The organism is Bartonella sp. AA83SXKL, from assembly GCF_042196965.1.
Classification (GTDB): Bacteria; Pseudomonadota; Alphaproteobacteria; order Rhizobiales; family Rhizobiaceae; genus Bartonella.
Map to the genome: position 1 here is coordinate 61,238 of NZ_JBHIRG010000007.1, position 15,767 is coordinate 77,004.

Annotated in this window: 12 protein-coding genes and 1 tRNA gene; 2 read left to right on the forward strand and 11 right to left on the reverse strand. The window is 34.6% G+C overall.

Annotated features, from left to right (window positions below):
- Nucleotides 1-2 precede the first annotated feature (2 nt).
- The 7 genes from ACFINO_RS05070 to ACFINO_RS05100 form a co-directional block, all read right to left on the reverse strand.
- Nucleotides 3-776 (reverse strand): TatD family hydrolase, encoded by a 774-nt coding sequence (locus ACFINO_RS05070; RefSeq protein WP_375618142.1) that lies wholly within the window; start codon nucleotides 774-776, stop codon nucleotides 3-5.
- Nucleotides 766-2,325, reverse strand: a complete 1,560-nt coding sequence (metG, locus tag ACFINO_RS05075; protein WP_375655170.1) for a methionine--tRNA ligase — start codon at nucleotides 2,323-2,325, stop codon at nucleotides 766-768. The genes ACFINO_RS05070 and metG overlap by 11 nt, the downstream gene beginning before the upstream one ends.
- Before the next feature lie 76 nt (nucleotides 2,326-2,401).
- Nucleotides 2,402-3,445, reverse strand: a complete 1,044-nt coding sequence (locus ACFINO_RS05080; RefSeq protein WP_375655171.1) for a DNA polymerase III subunit delta' — start codon at nucleotides 3,443-3,445, stop codon at nucleotides 2,402-2,404.
- Nucleotides 3,442-4,086 carry a dTMP kinase gene (gene tmk / locus ACFINO_RS05085; RefSeq protein WP_375634099.1) on the reverse strand — a complete coding sequence of 215 codons (645 nt, stop codon included), beginning with the start codon at nucleotides 4,084-4,086 and terminating at the stop codon, nucleotides 3,442-3,444. The genes ACFINO_RS05080 and tmk overlap by 4 nt, the downstream gene beginning before the upstream one ends.
- A 28-nt stretch (nucleotides 4,087-4,114) precedes the next feature.
- The gene (locus tag ACFINO_RS05090) at nucleotides 4,115-5,278 is read right to left on the reverse strand and encodes a D-alanyl-D-alanine carboxypeptidase family protein (protein ID WP_375655172.1); all 1,164 of its coding nucleotides are present in this window, start codon (nucleotides 5,276-5,278) and stop codon (nucleotides 4,115-4,117) included.
- A 1,088-nt stretch (nucleotides 5,279-6,366) separates the two neighbouring features.
- Nucleotides 6,367-7,266, reverse strand: a complete 900-nt coding sequence (locus tag ACFINO_RS05095) for a septal ring lytic transglycosylase RlpA family protein (protein WP_375655173.1) — start codon at nucleotides 7,264-7,266, stop codon at nucleotides 6,367-6,369.
- A 539-nt stretch (nucleotides 7,267-7,805) separates the two neighbouring features.
- Nucleotides 7,806-7,881, reverse strand: a tRNA-Lys gene (locus ACFINO_RS05100).
- A 1,206-nt stretch (nucleotides 7,882-9,087) separates the two neighbouring features.
- On the opposite strand from ACFINO_RS05100, the gene lexA reads away from it, so the two are divergent.
- Together lexA and rimO are read left to right on the forward strand one after the other, a co-directional pair.
- The gene (lexA, locus tag ACFINO_RS05105) at nucleotides 9,088-9,792 is read left to right on the forward strand and encodes a transcriptional repressor LexA (protein WP_375655174.1); all 705 of its coding nucleotides are present in this window, start codon (nucleotides 9,088-9,090) and stop codon (nucleotides 9,790-9,792) included.
- Between the two features lie 461 nt (nucleotides 9,793-10,253).
- Nucleotides 10,254-11,567, forward strand: coding sequence for a 30S ribosomal protein S12 methylthiotransferase RimO (gene rimO, locus ACFINO_RS05110; RefSeq protein ID WP_375655175.1), 1,314 nt, complete (start codon nucleotides 10,254-10,256; stop codon nucleotides 11,565-11,567).
- 539 nt (nucleotides 11,568-12,106) lie between these two features.
- On the opposite strand, the gene ttcA is transcribed toward rimO, so the two are convergent.
- The 4 genes from ttcA to ACFINO_RS05130 form a co-directional block, all read right to left on the reverse strand.
- Entirely contained in the window at nucleotides 12,107-12,982 is an 876-nt protein-coding gene (gene ttcA / locus ACFINO_RS05115) for a tRNA 2-thiocytidine(32) synthetase TtcA (RefSeq protein ID WP_375634106.1), read from the reverse strand.
- A gap of 267 nt (nucleotides 12,983-13,249) precedes the next feature.
- Nucleotides 13,250-13,867 (reverse strand): 30S ribosomal protein S4, encoded by a 618-nt coding sequence (gene rpsD, locus ACFINO_RS05120; protein ID WP_273722651.1) that lies wholly within the window; start codon nucleotides 13,865-13,867, stop codon nucleotides 13,250-13,252.
- A gap of 169 nt (nucleotides 13,868-14,036) precedes the next feature.
- Complete coding sequence (gene murI / locus ACFINO_RS05125; RefSeq protein WP_375636756.1) at nucleotides 14,037-14,864, reverse strand: glutamate racemase; 828 nt, start codon at nucleotides 14,862-14,864, stop codon at nucleotides 14,037-14,039.
- Nucleotides 14,864-15,694: an RNA methyltransferase gene (locus ACFINO_RS05130; RefSeq protein WP_375655176.1), complete on the reverse strand. Its 831-nt coding sequence runs from the start codon at nucleotides 15,692-15,694 to the stop codon at nucleotides 14,864-14,866. Before ACFINO_RS05130 ends, murI begins: the two co-directional genes overlap by 1 nt.
- Between the last annotated feature and the right edge of the window lie 73 nt (nucleotides 15,695-15,767).

Below are 15,767 nucleotides of genomic sequence, written 5' to 3' on the forward strand. Positions count from 1 at the left end.
CCTTATTTCATTTTGCTAAATAGACGAAAAGCATTACGCGTTGTTATTTGAGCTATTTCTTCAATGCTTAAGCCAATTGTTTCAGCCAAAACAGCTGCTGTATAACATACAAAAGATGGTTCATTTGTTTTGCCCCGATGGGGACTAGGTGCTAAGAATGGAGCATCTGTTTCCACTAACAAATGCTCATGGGGCACAATTTTTGCTATTTCACGGATTTCAAGTGCGTTTTTAAAAGTAAGAATACCCGAAAAAGAAATATAACCACCAAGTTCAATTCCAGCACGAGCAAGTTGCATTCCAGACGAATAACAATGAAGGATAAAGGGAAAAGCTCCTTCTTTTATCTGTTCACGTAATATTTTCTCCATATCGATATCGGCATTGCGTGAATGTATAACAAGAGGAATCTGTGTTTCTCGAGAAGCAATGATATGTTCTTGAAAAACTTTCTTTTGCTCTTCTGGTGTAGAGTAATCATAATGATAATCAAGTCCCCCTTCCCCAAACGCAACAATTTTAGGGTGATTCGAAAGCTGTATAAGCTCTTCCGCTGTAATATTTTGTTCTTCATGCGCGTGATTGGGGTGTGTTCCAACGGAACAAAAGACTTGATCATAGCTTTGCGCAATGGCTAACAGTTTATCTAACTTATGAACATGGGTTGAAATTGTTATCATACGTTTAACGTCAGCATCTAAAGCCCGTTGGATAACATTATCCAAATCTTGTGAAAAGTCTTCAAAATCAAGATGACAATGTGTATCAATCAACATGATGAGTGTCTTCTTTCTTCAAGATATAACGAGGAAAAATTGGTTCTGGTGGTGGAAGATCAAGCCCTTCTTGAATTTTTGAATGACTTATATGATACAATAACCGATTATCTTCAGCAACCGCAAGGCTATCAAGAAGTTTCGCTGCTGATTGGGGGATGAAAGGCAAAAGCATAATTCCTATTCTCCGCAAGATTTCTACAGTTATATAAAGAACTGTAGAAAATCGCTCTCGATCGTTTTTACGTAAACTCCAAGGTTGTTCGTTGGCAAAATAGCGATTGGCATCTGCTACAATTGAAAAAATAGCTGAAAGTGCTAAATGCATACTATAAGAAGACATAGCTTGGTGTACAGTTTCAAGTACTTGAAGAGATTGTTCTAAAAGCTGTTTATCTTGAGCTAAAAATGAAGCTGGTTTCGGGACTTGTGCATTACAATTTTTGGCAATCATAGACAAACAGCGCTGTGCTAAATTACCAAGATCGTTAGCAAGATCAGCATTAATACGGTTCACAAGGCTTTCATGACTATAACTACCATCTTGTCCGAATGGCACTTCACGGAGAAGGAAATAACGGACCTGATCAAGACCATAATGATCAACCATTTCAAAAGGATCAACGACATTTCCAATAGATTTTGACATTTTTGCACCACGATTAAGTAAAAAACCATGTGCAAAAATATTTTTAGGCAATTCAATTCCAGCAGACATTAAAAATGCCGGCCAATAGACTGCATGAAAACGAATAATATCCTTACCAATAATATGCGTATTTGCAGGCCAAAAATCACGTTTTTTTGAATTTTCATTGAAAAAACCTATTGCTGATAGATAATTTGTAAGCGCATCAACCCAGACATACATCACGTGCTTTGGATTCTCAGGAACAGCAATTCCCCAGTTAAAACTTGCGCGTGAAATAGAGATATCTTTTAAACCTGATTTGATAAAACTTATAATTTCATTACGCCGCTCAAATGGAGCAATAAAATCAGGATGTTTTTCATAATATTCAAGAAGAGCCTTTTCATAATGAGAAAGTCTAAAAAAATAACTTTCTTCTTCATTCCATTCAACTGGAGAGCCTAATTCTTTCTCACGACGGATGTTGTCTGCTCCAATTTCCGTATCTTTTTCTTCATAATAGGCTTCTTGGCGAACCGAATACCACCCCGTATAACGACCGAGATAAATATCGCCATTTGCTTCCATCTTTTTCCAAATTTCTTGACAAGCTTGATAATGGCGTTCTTCTGTCGTACGGATAAAATCATCGTTAGAACAATTTAATACTGCAAGCATTTTTTGAAACACCGCACTATTACGATCTGCAAGTTGCTGAGGTGTCATGCCTAATGCTGCTGCTGTTTGTTGCATCTTGAGACCATGCTCATCTGTACCAGAAAGAAAAAATACATTTTTTCCGTTTAACCGTTGAAAGCGGGCTAAAACATCGCTTGCAATGGCACTATAAGCATGTCCAATATGTGGAGCACCATTAGGATAAAAAATGGGAGTTGTTATGTAATATGTGTCACGCATGTCATACTCGTTGTAAAACGCTATAAATAGAAGATATAATGACATAACGCTTGTTCATCGCATTGTCACGGAAAAACTAATTCTCATGAATGATCTTATGAACTTTAAAAAGTAAGTTAATAACAAACTGCTTTTTATCGAGATTAAACAGTTGTATTTCCTCTATTTCTTGATGAATCTCCTGCCATTTTTCCGCATATTTTTTTGAGAGAAATAAGTCTCCCTTTTCAACGAGCATGATAGCTTTTTTTTGAATTTTATTAAGAATTTCATCACAAAATTGTTGAAATTGGAATGTAGAAGAAGTAGATAAAAATGTTTGTGCAAGAGTATGTACAATTGTTGCGTTACAAACAGGTTTCTCTAGGAGAGCATCAATTGTTTTAATAATTTCAAGACCGCCATGGCAAATAAGTAAAGCGGCTTTTCGAGGGCTTCCTTTAGATTTTTTAATAATCATTTCAATTGTTTTTTCATCAGGTAAATCCTGATGGGCGAAAATATGTGTAATAACTTTTTTCATTTCATCGTTATTCAACGGACGAAAAGAAATTTTTTGACACCGTGAATGGATTGTTGGAAGCAATTTTCCTGAAGAATGTGCGATAATAACAAATAACGTTTTTGTAGGTGGTTCTTCAAGTATTTTGAGAATTGCATTCGCTGCATTTCTATTCATATCATCTGCAGAATCAATAATAACAATACGCCATCCATTATCTTGTGATGTTCGGCTTAAAAAATGCATAATATCACGGATATCATCAACGAGTATTCCTGTTTTAAACTTTTGCGTTTTCACATCAAATCGACGTGAAATATACAAAAGACCAGGGTGACTTCCTTGTGTAATTTGGCGCCATGGGGTAGAATAAGGATCGGGTTTCAAGAAAGCACTCTGTTGAAAACTTAAAATGTTCCAAGCAAGATGAAAGGCTAATGTAGCCTTTCCAATCCCATATTCTCCTTCAAATAATAATGCATGATGCAAACGCTCTTCTTTAAGCATTTGTGTCAAAAAATGACGCACATCCTCATGACCAAAGATAACATTGTTCTGGGATGGTGATAAAATTGTATCAATATCATCATATTGGCGTAAGGTATTTAAATTACTCATGAAAGCTGATCCAACAATACCTGATGACAAATATTTTTTATTTGATGAGCAATAGCTTCTACTGAGCCAGTGGCATCAATGACTCGAAATCTATGGGGTTCTTGTTTGGCCAATTGAAGAAAAGCCTGACGCCTTTGTTCTTGAATTTCCAACTGATCTTTTTCAAAATAATCAATTTCTTCTGTTTTTTTTCTTCGCAAATTTGCACGCTTCATACCACACATTGCTGGCATATCTAATAAAAATGTTAAATGAGGCAAAATACCATTGAGCGCAATACACTCTAAAACAGAAAGAAAAGAAGAACTGACTCTATTATTGAGTCCTTGATAAACGCGTGTAGAATCAATAAAGCGGTCACATAAAACGATTTTACCTTTTTGCAAAGAAGGTGCGATAACCTCAGTAACATGGTCGACACGTGCAGCTGTAAACAAAACAGCTTCAATCAACGGTCCATACTGTCGCGCCTGCCCCGACAACAAAATATGCCGGATTGCTTCTGCTCCTGGCGTTCCTCCTGGTTCTCGTGTTGTGACAACATCATAACCTTGGTGAGAGAGAGACTCAGCAAGTAAAGAAATCTGCACCGTTTTCCCTACCCCGTCCCCTCCTTCGAATGTAATAAAATAACCTGACACGTATGATCTTAACCTTATTAGCGCGTAACTATAAATATTTCCGTAACCATCCAATTGTTATTTCATAGAATGCATTTTTTACTTTTGCAAAGAAACTTCCTTCCCAAACATTCATTCCGGCAAAAACTGGTTTTTCCAGAAGAACCTTTTTATCTTCTAAAATTTGAATAACGCCAACTGATTGCCCAGAAACGATGGGAGCTTTCAATGGACCATGATATTTAATTTTTGCTTTAACATTTACTTTTTTTTCATTCGAAAGCATAAAACTTATTGGTGTTTTAACAATGAGTGGAACAAAATTTTTCTTACCACCATAAACAGCAGCACGACCAACTATTTCTCCTTTTGTGAAAATCGTTTTGAGATCAAAAGCCGTCATTCCCCATTGAAGAATGCGTTCTATTTCTTTTGTATATTTTTTACCATCTTGCAAACCATTGATTGCTAAAAAAAGACGTCGATGATTTTTAGAAATAGTGGCAACCATTGAAAAACCTTCTTTTTCACTGTAACCAAAACCAAATCCTTCTACACCAATTTCCTTAGAAATAAGAGGGTTTTTGTTACGTTGAAAAATATTATTCCATGTAAAATGAGACTCACAATAAAGTGCATAATAATCCGGATATTCCTGAACAATATGACGTGCTAATATAATCATATCACGCACAGTTACAAATTGTCCCTCTTCGGGTAGCCCTGTTGCATTAACAAAATGACTCTGAGATAATCCAATCATTTTTGCGCGCTGATTCATCAGTTTTACAAAATGATCTTCATGTCCTGATATTCCTTCAGCAAGAATAATAGCAGCATCATTTCCATTGACAATAATTAAACCACGCAACAGATCAGAAACACTGATTTCTGTTTTTATTTTTGCAAACATAGTGGTTGTACCAGAAGGTGCTCCACCCTTGCGCCAAGCATTTTCACTGACCTTAAATTTCTGCGTACTTTTTAATAATCCTTTTTTTAATTGATGAAATACAACTTCTGCTGTCATCAATTTTACTAATGAAGCAGGAAAAAAAGGAATAGCACTTTGTTTTTCATAGAGTACTGTCTCTGTATCATCATCGAGTAATAACAATTGGGATGTGGGAGTTTGAAAATCTTGTGCTCTCCCCCACTTATCAAATGCCAATACTCCCCATAATATCAATAAGATCCTTAATGCTGTATACATAGCTGCTCCTCCCATCCCAAAGATCAACATAAAGAATCTTATATAGGAAAAAACTTTTTGATTTCTGAAAATTGAGGAATTATTTACAACTCATAAAAAGATTTTATTTTCATTTAGCTTTAGAAAAAATAATATGACACGTTTTTTATCTTCCATGTAGGTTCACTTTAACATTTTAAATGTATGAGAGACAAAAGATTTTTTCCTATTTTTATTGATAGTATTTTGATTTGTTATGATAAATTATCATTTTAAAATTGAAGCTAACTCAAAATAGTGTAAGATTCTCTCATCCCCTCTTCTCATATTGAATTCATTAAAAATCGCTTACTTATGGGTCATAAGTAGGGTTCGTATATGGATAAAAATTATTAAAAAAGAGAGTAAAAATACTTCTTATCAACCTCTCAAGTGTTAAGAATTATCGCACAAAACATTGGGGACTTGCAAAGTGTATGATGGTGTCGATTTATATCTTCATAAGTGTAAAGATGCTGATGTCTAAAGGCGTTAACAGTTATACCATTCACAGGCGCTGTCGTAAAATAGGCTTGTAGCGTGTTAAAGTATGTCTCTTTTAAATAAGTCCATGAATTGGCAATGTAAGTGTATTTTGTTTGAGACGCTCTGTTTTTCGTGAGGGAACTTACTCCATTAAAGAACATGATAAACAAAAGCATGAGATAATGCATAATCTTTTCATAAGATATTACTGTAGATACTTTAGAAAGATGCAAGGACGAATCAAAAGAAAATATTTTTTTACTTGTTAAGCTTTTTATTCCTCTCAAATCGATTGTACAGTTGTTTTAGAGATTACAAAAACAGACTTATACAATAATCTACCTTCGTCCAGCAAAAGCTATTACAGCAAGAAAAGTACACGCTTTATTAAGCAAGCAATATCATAAAACAACGAATAGACCAGCAATGGAGTGGAAAGTCCGTACTGAATTTATAATAATAGCACCCAACCACGCTTTTTGAAAAGGACAACGCGCTTTAAGATAAAAATCCTACACTAAATCCGTAATTTCTTACCTTTTTTACTAGAAAATTATATAGATAAAAAATCAATGCATTTTTTCTTAAAACAGTTGTAGCCAATTAACCTTTGTTTTTTTGTTTAGCTTATTTATAGAAGCAACTTGATCGAATGGTATCGGCTTATCAACCATGATAGGACCAATTTCTGGCAATTTAACTGCAACAGTTTTATTACGTTGTTCTTGTTCAACAGCAGCTGCTTTAGCTAATTCTTTTTTGTTCCCTGTATTGCGCTGCTCTTTTAACAAAACAGTTTCTCTTTTTTTCGCAACATTTTCCGACGCTAATGAATATGGGGCAGCATTTCCAGGAGTATAAGAGGACATTAAATATGCACCATCATAATATCCAACAGGTGCTTCAGCAACATATTCTACTTTAACATCTGCGATCCCCCTATCTACATACCCCAGTATTGTCGCAGCTTGCCTTGATAAATCAATGATTCTGTCTTTCATAAAAGGTCCGCGATCATTCACTCTAACAACGATTGAAGATCCATTTTTCAAATTAGTAACACGAGCATAGCTAGGTAAAGGCATTGTAGGATGAGCAGCAGTCAAAAGATTCATGTCATAAATTTCACCATTGGCAGTTAAACGTCCATGAAAATCTGAACCATACCAAGATGCTTCGCCAACACGTTTATAAGTTGGATCACTTTGAGGATAATACCACTTTCCTTTTATTTGATAAGGTTTACCAACAATCGCTCGTCCACGCTTTTTTTCTTCCGATTGATTCTTCTTATTGGAGACTTGTTGAGGTAGTATAGAAGTGTTTACGTTAATTGGTTTATTGTGATAGGAATCTTTTATTGAAAAATTCATAGTTTGGCTTGCGCAACAAGATACAAGTGACTGAGAAATGACAATCATAGAAAACAATTGAAGTGTTGGTTTAGTCATAAAAGTAATTTTCTTTTTTCTATTTGAAGGCATCTATTCAGTCCACTTATTTCTGTTAAGTACTACTGTAAAAACCACGTCACGCTTTTTGTACGCAACGGAAGAATTTACGTTTTTAAATGATCCCCTCGCGTATATACCACTCTTGAATTGTCCCCTTTTATCAAAAAATTAACGTATTGTTAACCTTTTTATGGTTTTCATACGAAATAAATGTAGTCTAGTAGATGTTAAAAAGATTAAAAGTTAAACAAATCAACATCTTATAGAAAATTCATTTCATAATATAAATGTGAATAAGTGGTGATTTTAGCAACTGTTTTGCGAATCATGTAATGCAGTGGGTATTAAAAAAAACACCTATGGATTGAGAAAATTAGAAACCACATATGCTGCCAACGCAGGTACAACCCTATCCGTAAGCTTAAAGCTCTTTTTTGTTGGAAAGGAGAAAGCATAACATCGCTCTATTCCAAAACAGCTGATAAAAATAGAATCAATAAAAACTTCAAAAAGAATCAAAACAAGAAAGATTCTTAAATTTTTTATAGCCTATTGATATTACTTAAATTTGGTGAGCGCGCAGGGATTCGAACCCTGGACCTACTGATTAAAAGTCAGTTGCTCTACCAGCTGAGCTACGCGCTCTCACACAAGCTATCTAGTTTGCATACTATCTAGTTTGCAGAAAGTGAAGGGAACATACGGTTGACTTTCCATTTGGTCAACACCTTTTGGAAAAAATATTATTATTTTCTTCAGTTATCAATAATTTTCCGTTTTCGCCCCTTTACTTCATCATTGTATAAGTACTCTTTAATCTTCTTTTTGAAGTTTCAATAAAGGAAAAATTTCACTGCAAAATATTGCATAGATTCGAAGCGTTAAAATTATGAGAAATACCCCCTTCCCCTCACATGGGTTGTTGAGCATAATGGGTAGAGAAGAAAAAATACCTTTTATTATAATATTATTTTTATATCTTTATATTTTAGTGTTCAATTTTCAAATATGAATACAGCTTTATAAGATAATATATTGATTTATAATAACTTATCATTTTTCACTTGAGTGAAAAGTCTCAAATATTGTAAGTTTTTCTCATTTCAAATCTTTTTTATATTGAAACAATAAAAAGCATTTTCTTGACCGATATAAGTGAGAGAATAAAACTATAAAAAAGAAATGAAAATACCTTTTATGCCTCCTTTTAATAACCAAAAATTATCGCAACATTAGGGGTTATGAAAATAGTATATAGCGGTTGACACGTTAGACTTGAAAATGGAACAATGAGCAACAATGGCTTTGAGAGTATGATTTTTGTTCATGTATAATGAATAATAACAAAAGCCAATTTATCCTATAGAATAAATTAGATATGAAGCAAAATTTAGTCTCATTGAAAATATCCCGAATGACTATAAATTATGCTCACTATTAGAGCTGTAGATAATTTTACTAAGAATAAAAAAGCAGAAATAATATGCAGTATGCAAACTGATTTTAAGTGTTCTGAATATATAGAATGCCTTCTAGTTAACTTTTTTATATTAAAATTTACAAAATACGTAGATATATTTTTAGAAGAAAAGGATAATACTAGTCACAAAATTTAGTATTGGATAATTCAGTCAGAACTATAAAGTATATTTATACATTATTTAATATTAATGTATATATACAGTATATAAATAATAATTTAAATATATCTATAAATAAAAATATTTATTTATTAAATATAAGATCAAAAACAAAGAAAATAATTTTGATTTGGCGATAAAAATTGTAAAAGTGCTATATATAAATGTATTTTTACTTTACTAATTTTTATTATTTTGATTGGAATATTGAATGTTAACATGTAAACAATATGAGCTACTCTTGTTTATTCATAACCATATAAAAGAAACTGGTGTTCCTCCTTCTTTTGAAGAAATGAAAAATGCATTAGAACTTTCTTCAAAGTCTGGTATTCATAAGCTCATTATAGCCTTAGAACAACGAGGTTTTATACGTCGCTTGCCCAATCGTGCTCGTGCTGTGGAGGTGATTCGACTCCCTGAAAAAATAACATTTAACCTTTCTTTAGCACGTAAAATTTCTCCCAGTATGATAGAAAGAAAGAAAAGAGAAATATCAAAAAGCTTGCGTCCCTTTGATGAAGAAGAAGAAAAAAATATCACCATTCCTATTATGGGACGTATTTCTGCAAGCGTACCCGCCTCTGCTATACTGCAACAAATAAACAGCCTTTCTCTTCCACTCGATATGGTTAATACAGGTGAGCACTACGCATTAGAAGTTAAAGATGATTCTATGATGGAGGCTGGTATCCTTGATAAAGATACGATCATTGTGAAACGTCAAAATACAGCAATAACAGGTGAAATTATTGTTGCGTTTATTGATAAAAAAGAAGCCACATTAAAACGTTATCGACGCAAAGGAGCTTCTATTGCATTAGAAGCTGCAAATCCTCATTATGAAGTACGGACATACGAATCCGAGCGTGTAGAAATACAAGGCAAACTTACCGGTCTTATTCGAAAATATTAAAAAATGAACCTTATAGTACGCGATAGATATCGCAGTAAGAAACTGTTGAGCATTTTTTTATTGTGCCACACGCAATTGACTTCTTCTCCACAGCCAAAGGATGCCCCCAATTAGGTTTATAAACAATCCAGATCCTTATCGAGCGGGTTTCACTTTCCCCTTCCCCTCCATGTCCTTCTCTTACGCAAGGCTTGACAAGTAAGTTTTAAAATATTCACCACGTACTTTGAAAAGAACTTAAATGCTTTGAAGGAAGCAGCCTTATATCATCATCCTCAATGACGGAATTTTACGATATAATAAGACAAAATTGTATGCATGCATAAAAACATATAAAATTTTGTAGAAAAAAATCAAATAACTTTGTAACAGATTGTATTGCATAGGTATAAAAATAAAGAACATTATTTTTAAGTTAATAAAAGCGTAACTCAATCATTCATAGTAATTGTAGGATCATTATGGTAGCACCTCGTATTAGTTTTGTCTCCCTCGGATGCCCAAAAGCACTCGTAGATTCTGAGCGAATTATTACACGCCTTCGCTCTGAAGGGTATGATATTTCACGTCAACATCAAGGAGCTGATGTCGTTATTGTGAATACCTGTGGTTTTCTTGACTCGGCAAGGAGAGAATCATTAGCCAATATTGATGAAGCTCTTAAAAAAAATGGAAAAGTTATTGTAACAGGGTGTCTTGGTGCTGATCCTGATGCTATTCGCCAAACATATCCTAATGTATTGGCTATTACAAAACCGCAAGCTTATGAAAGCGTTATAGAAGCTGTTCATACAGCAATTCCTCCTGTTCATGATCCTTTTCTTGATTTAGTTCCTCCCCAAGGTATTCGTTTAACACCTCGCCATTACGCCTACTTAAAGATTTCTGAAGGATGCTCTAATCGGTGTAGTTTTTGTATCATCCCTACTTTGCGTGGTGATCTCACTTCACGTCCCATCAGCGATGTTCTTCGTGAAGCTGAAAAACTCGTGCAAGCGGGTGTAAAAGAACTTTTGGTTATTTCACAAGATACGAGTGCTTATGGTGTTGATCTTAAATATCTCGAAAATTCTTGGAAAGATCGTACAATCAAAACGAAATTCTTTGATCTTTGTCGTGAACTAGGCGATATGGGTATTTGGATACGTATGCATTACGTTTATCCTTATCCCCATGTTGATGAAGTTATCGAACTTATGGCTGCAAAAAAAATTCTTCCTTATCTGGATATACCTTTTCAGCATGCATCACCGACTGTTTTGCATCACATGAAGCGTCCCGCACTTATGGAAAAAACAAACCGTAGAATTGAAAAATGGCGGAAAATATGTCCAGATCTTACTTTGCGATCAACATTTATCGTTGGTTTTCCTGGTGAAACGAATGAAGATTTTAATATACTTCTAGAATGGCTAGAAGAAGCAAAAATTGAACGCGCGGGGTGCTTTAAATATGAAAAAGTAAAAGGAGCTGCCGCAAATGATTTGGGATTAGAAAATATTCCTGAAGAGGTGAAAGAAAACCGCTGGCATCGTTTTATGGCAAGACAACAACAAATTTCTACACATCTTTTAAAGAAAAAAATTGGAAAAAGACTCCGAGTGCTTATCGATGAAAGTCAAGGAAAAGTTGCCAAAGGACGTAGTCAGTACGATGCTCCAGAAATAGATGGTGTTGTCCATATATCATCACGACGCCCACTGCGTGTTGGTGAATTTGTCACCGTTAAAATCGAACAATCGGATGCCTATGACCTTTATGGTATAGCAGTTTAAAAATTTAACTCCTTCCCTGTCCTCAATGATGAAGATTTCTATTAGCATCGGTTTATAAAAAGATCAGCTACTCACAATCGAACTTGATCACTTATATAGCTCACTTCATGAGAATTTACGAGCAATCCTTGCTCTGAATGTTTGCTATACACTCCCCAAATACCAAGCAGTTATATATTCTCTTAATTTAATGCCTTAAATGAGCTTTAAATGGCGGTGACAGCGGCGCAAAAGAATAAAATCCACAAGGTTCACCATCTTTAATTAACAAAAGAGCAAATCGACAACCGTACTATTTTCCCATTTTTCATATTACGACAGTCATTGGTTAGTGAAAGGAAACTTTTTTCAAGAGTGTTTTATGCACACAAGAATTTCCTTTGTGATATGCAGGCAGATGTTTTTTATAGATGCAATATAAGAGAATTTGAAACAAAACAATCTGACGGTATTTAAATTAAAAAACAATAAATTATCATTATAAATAAGTATCTTATCGTAAATTCTTTGAACTTATTTTTTAAAATATCTAATTTTTATTAACACGTTTTAAAATCAAAGAATTTCTTATCAAGCAAATGACTTGGGCGTACATTTGTTAAAGCGCGAATCATCGTATCTTTACGTCCTGGCATTTGTCTTTCTATATTTTTCAGCATTTCTTTCATTGCATTACGTTGTAATCCATCTTGACTACCGCAAAGATTACAAGGAATAATTGGAAATTGCATTTCTTGAGAAAATTTTTCCATATCTTCCTCAGCAGCATAAACAAGAGGACGTAACACAAAAAGATCTCCTTCATCATTTTTAAGTTTTCCAGGCATAGCAGCTAATCGGCCACCATGAAACAAATTCATAAAAAATGTTTCTAAAACATCATCACGATGATGACCTAAAACTAATGCAGAACATCCCTCTTCACGTGCAATACGATAGAGATTACCACGTCGTAATCGAGAACAAAGTGAACAATATGTCTGCGACTCTGCCAATTTATCTGTAACAATGGAATAAGTATCCTGATATTCAATACGATATGGAATTTTATAAGAACTTAAAAAATCTGGAAGAATATGCTTAGGAAATCCTGGTTGCCCTTGATCAAGATTACAGGCAAGAATTTCAACGGATAAAAGACCTCGCCACTTTAAGTCTAAAAGAAGCGCTAATAAACCATAAGAGTCTTTTCCACCCGATAAAGCAACAAGCCATTTTTTCCCTGTAGAGAGCATAGAAAAATCATCCAAAGCTTGTCGCATATGACGTAAAAGTCGTTTGCGCAATTTATTAAATTCTACGCTTGAAGGAGCAACACGAAACATTGGATGACAATTATCTGCTTCGCTTATTAAAGGATCATCTCTCCCTTTGTTTTCTTCTATTGCCTGATATTCAACTGAAACATCATTCATAATACTATATCCTGCACAATAAACGGCTCGTTTTGCAAAGATAAAAACAAATATTAAAGCAAGCTTATATTTATGTTTTTTGAATTTATAAATTAGATACACAAAAAAGAAATGGAACTATACAAATTTATGACTATAAAACATAGCAATAAACTTAATATAGAACCATTTACAAAAAGAACTTATTAACTTCAAATATTGTAAGAATAACACAATATTTTGAAGTTATTATAATAGAAGAGAGAAACAATTTCTCTTACAGAAAAATTATCGAGAATAAAATTCAACAACCAAATTAGGTTCCATTTGCACAGCATAAGGAACATCTGCAAAAGCAGGAATACGTGTAAAGGTTGCTTTCATCTGTTTATGATCTGCTTCAATATAATCAGGGACATCACGTTCTGCCAATTGCACTGATTCTAACACTAAAACAAGTTGTTTCGATTTTTCCCGAACCTCAATAACATCACCTGGTTTACAACGATAAGATTGAATGTTTGTGCGCCGCCCATTGACATTAACATGACCGTGATTGATAAATTGGCGAGAAGCAAAAATCGTAGGTACGAATTTTGCACGATAAACAACAGCATCCAAACGTGATTCTAACAGACCGATAAGATTTTCGCCAGTATCGCCCCGTCGACGAGCTGCCTCTTCATAGGTTTTATGAAATTGTTTTTCTGAAATATCTCCATAAAACCCTTTCAATTTCTGTTTAGCGCGCAACTGAACCCCATAGTCAGAAAGTTTTCCTTTACGACGCTGTCCATGCTGACCTGGACCATAATCACGACGATTGACAGGAGATTTTGGACGCCCCCAAATATTTTCTCCCATACGACGGTCAATTTTATACTTTGTTGTTTCGCGTTTACTCATCGCATTTCCTTATAAATAAAACACGAGATCTTAAGACCCCAAGGAAACGCGCCCTCCTCTGCCTTTAAATACTAAAGACTGACAGAATACCTTAACATATCAATATGCAAAGTTATCCACGGGACACGTCAATTAATGCTATTTTCTTGAAAAAATAGCTAGATCATCATTATTGGTCTCGTAACCCAAAGTCAACTCCTTTCATGAGTTTTAAGCCAAATCCTTTAAACAAATTCTCCGTTAAAGAAGTGATATTTTTCGATGTCAACAACGCAAAATCTTGATATTTCTTTATATATTGATGGTGTATCTTTCCCGACAATGGTAATAAAGATCTGATATGTTTGGCGATCGCTTTCGCCGGATCAATCCACTCAACGGACCATAAAGCATGTTCACGAAAGAAATTAATCAAAAAAGGATAATGTGTGCAGGCTAAAACAATAACATCCGTATATTGTCCATTTTTTTCCACAAAACATGGCAGGATTTCTTTTCTTAACTCTTCTGAATCGATAGATTTTCCCCGTAAATAATCTTCAGCAAGTCCAGCCAGCTTTTTACTTCCCACAAGCTGAACATGACACTGTCTAGCAAAAGAGTTAATTAATTCATTTGTATAAGCACGTTTAACTGTTCCAGGAGTCGCTAATACGGAAATAAAACCAGATTTTGTTTGTTCAGCAGCTGATTTAATTGCAGGAACCGTTCCTACAAAAGGGATATGAGGAAAATTCTGTCGTAAATCTGCTATCATCAGTGTAGAAACAGTGTTGCAAGCAATCACACATAAAGCTGGATTGTAACGTGTTAAAAGATTTGTAAAAATCTTCAAAATACGCTCTTTCAAAATATTTTCTTTCCAATTTCCATAAGGAAATCCTGCATCATCAGCAACATAGATAAATTGCATGTCAGGGATAAGAACACGCGCTTCCCTGAACACTGTTAAACCACCAATACCGCTATCAAAAAAAAGAACAGGTCGTTCATCCATTAGTTTCCACACTTATTTTTAATTTTTTTACGATCACGCTCTTCCGGTGTTCTACTCCCCCGTGGATATTGTGGCGAAAAATGATCCAAAGAAGATATAATGCCTCGCAATAAACGAACCTCAGGTTCACTAAAGTTAGCGCGCGTAAAAACAGAGCGCAAATTTGCAAGCATTACTTCTTTACGTTCTGGTGGTCTAAAATACCCACGGATATTCAAAGCCTCTTCTAACTGAGATAAAAAACCATGGAAAATTGTTTTATTTGCAGGTTCCATCTCTGCTGCACGAAATGCCGTATCGCTGACATTCTCTAAACCAGTTTTCATCCATTCGTAAGACATTAAAAGAACCGCTTGCGCAATATTAAGTGACGCAAAAGCAGGATTAACTGGAAAAGTAATAATTTCATCAACAAGGCTGATTTCATCATTTTCTAGTCCCCATCTCTCTCTTCCAAAGACAATCCCGGTCTTATGTCCGATACTTTCACGCTGACGTAATACGCTTGCTGCTTCGACAGCACTTTTTACAGTTTTAAATCCACATCTTTCACGTGCTGTTGTGGCAAAAACATAGTGTAAATCTGCAATTGAATCACGCAATGTGTTAAAAATTACAGCATTGTTAATGACATGATCAGCTTTACTTGCAGCAGCTCTAGCTTTTTCATTTGGAAACATTTCTCGAGGTTTGACTAATCGAAGCTTAGAAAGCCCAAAATTTGCCATTGCCCTTGCGACCATACCAATGTTTTCAGGAAGCTGCGGTTCAACTAAAATAATAATGGGACCATTTGTTAAATTTTCACGATTCCTATTCGTTCCTGCCATCAATTTTACCTAGTTTCACTTAAACTATCTCCCTCTCCACTATTTTTACGAAACCTTTTTCACAATACTCTAA

Coding starts and splice junctions, on each gene's coding strand:
- ACFINO_RS05070 (WP_375618142.1), bottom strand. CDS start 776: ATGTTGATTGATACACATTGTCATCTTGATTTTGAAGACTTTTCACAA.
- ACFINO_RS05080 (WP_375655171.1), bottom strand. CDS start 3,445: ATGAGTAATTTAAATACCTTACGCCAATATGATGATATTGATACAATT.
- rimO (WP_375655175.1), top strand. CDS start 10,254: ATGGTAGCACCTCGTATTAGTTTTGTCTCCCTCGGATGCCCAAAAGCA.
- rpsD (WP_273722651.1), bottom strand. CDS start 13,867: ATGAGTAAACGCGAAACAACAAAGTATAAAATTGACCGTCGTATGGGA.
- ACFINO_RS05130 (WP_375655176.1), bottom strand. CDS start 15,694: ATGGCAGGAACGAATAGGAATCGTGAAAATTTAACAAATGGTCCCATT.
- murI (WP_375636756.1), bottom strand. CDS start 14,864: ATGGATGAACGACCTGTTCTTTTTTTTGATAGCGGTATTGGTGGTTTA.
- ACFINO_RS05095 (WP_375655173.1), bottom strand. CDS start 7,266: ATGCCTTCAAATAGAAAAAAGAAAATTACTTTTATGACTAAACCAACA.
- ACFINO_RS05090 (WP_375655172.1), bottom strand. CDS start 5,278: ATGTATACAGCATTAAGGATCTTATTGATATTATGGGGAGTATTGGCA.
- lexA (WP_375655174.1), top strand. CDS start 9,088: ATGTTAACATGTAAACAATATGAGCTACTCTTGTTTATTCATAACCAT.
- metG (WP_375655170.1), bottom strand. CDS start 2,325: ATGCGTGACACATATTACATAACAACTCCCATTTTTTATCCTAATGGT.
- ttcA (WP_375634106.1), bottom strand. CDS start 12,982: ATGAATGATGTTTCAGTTGAATATCAGGCAATAGAAGAAAACAAAGGG.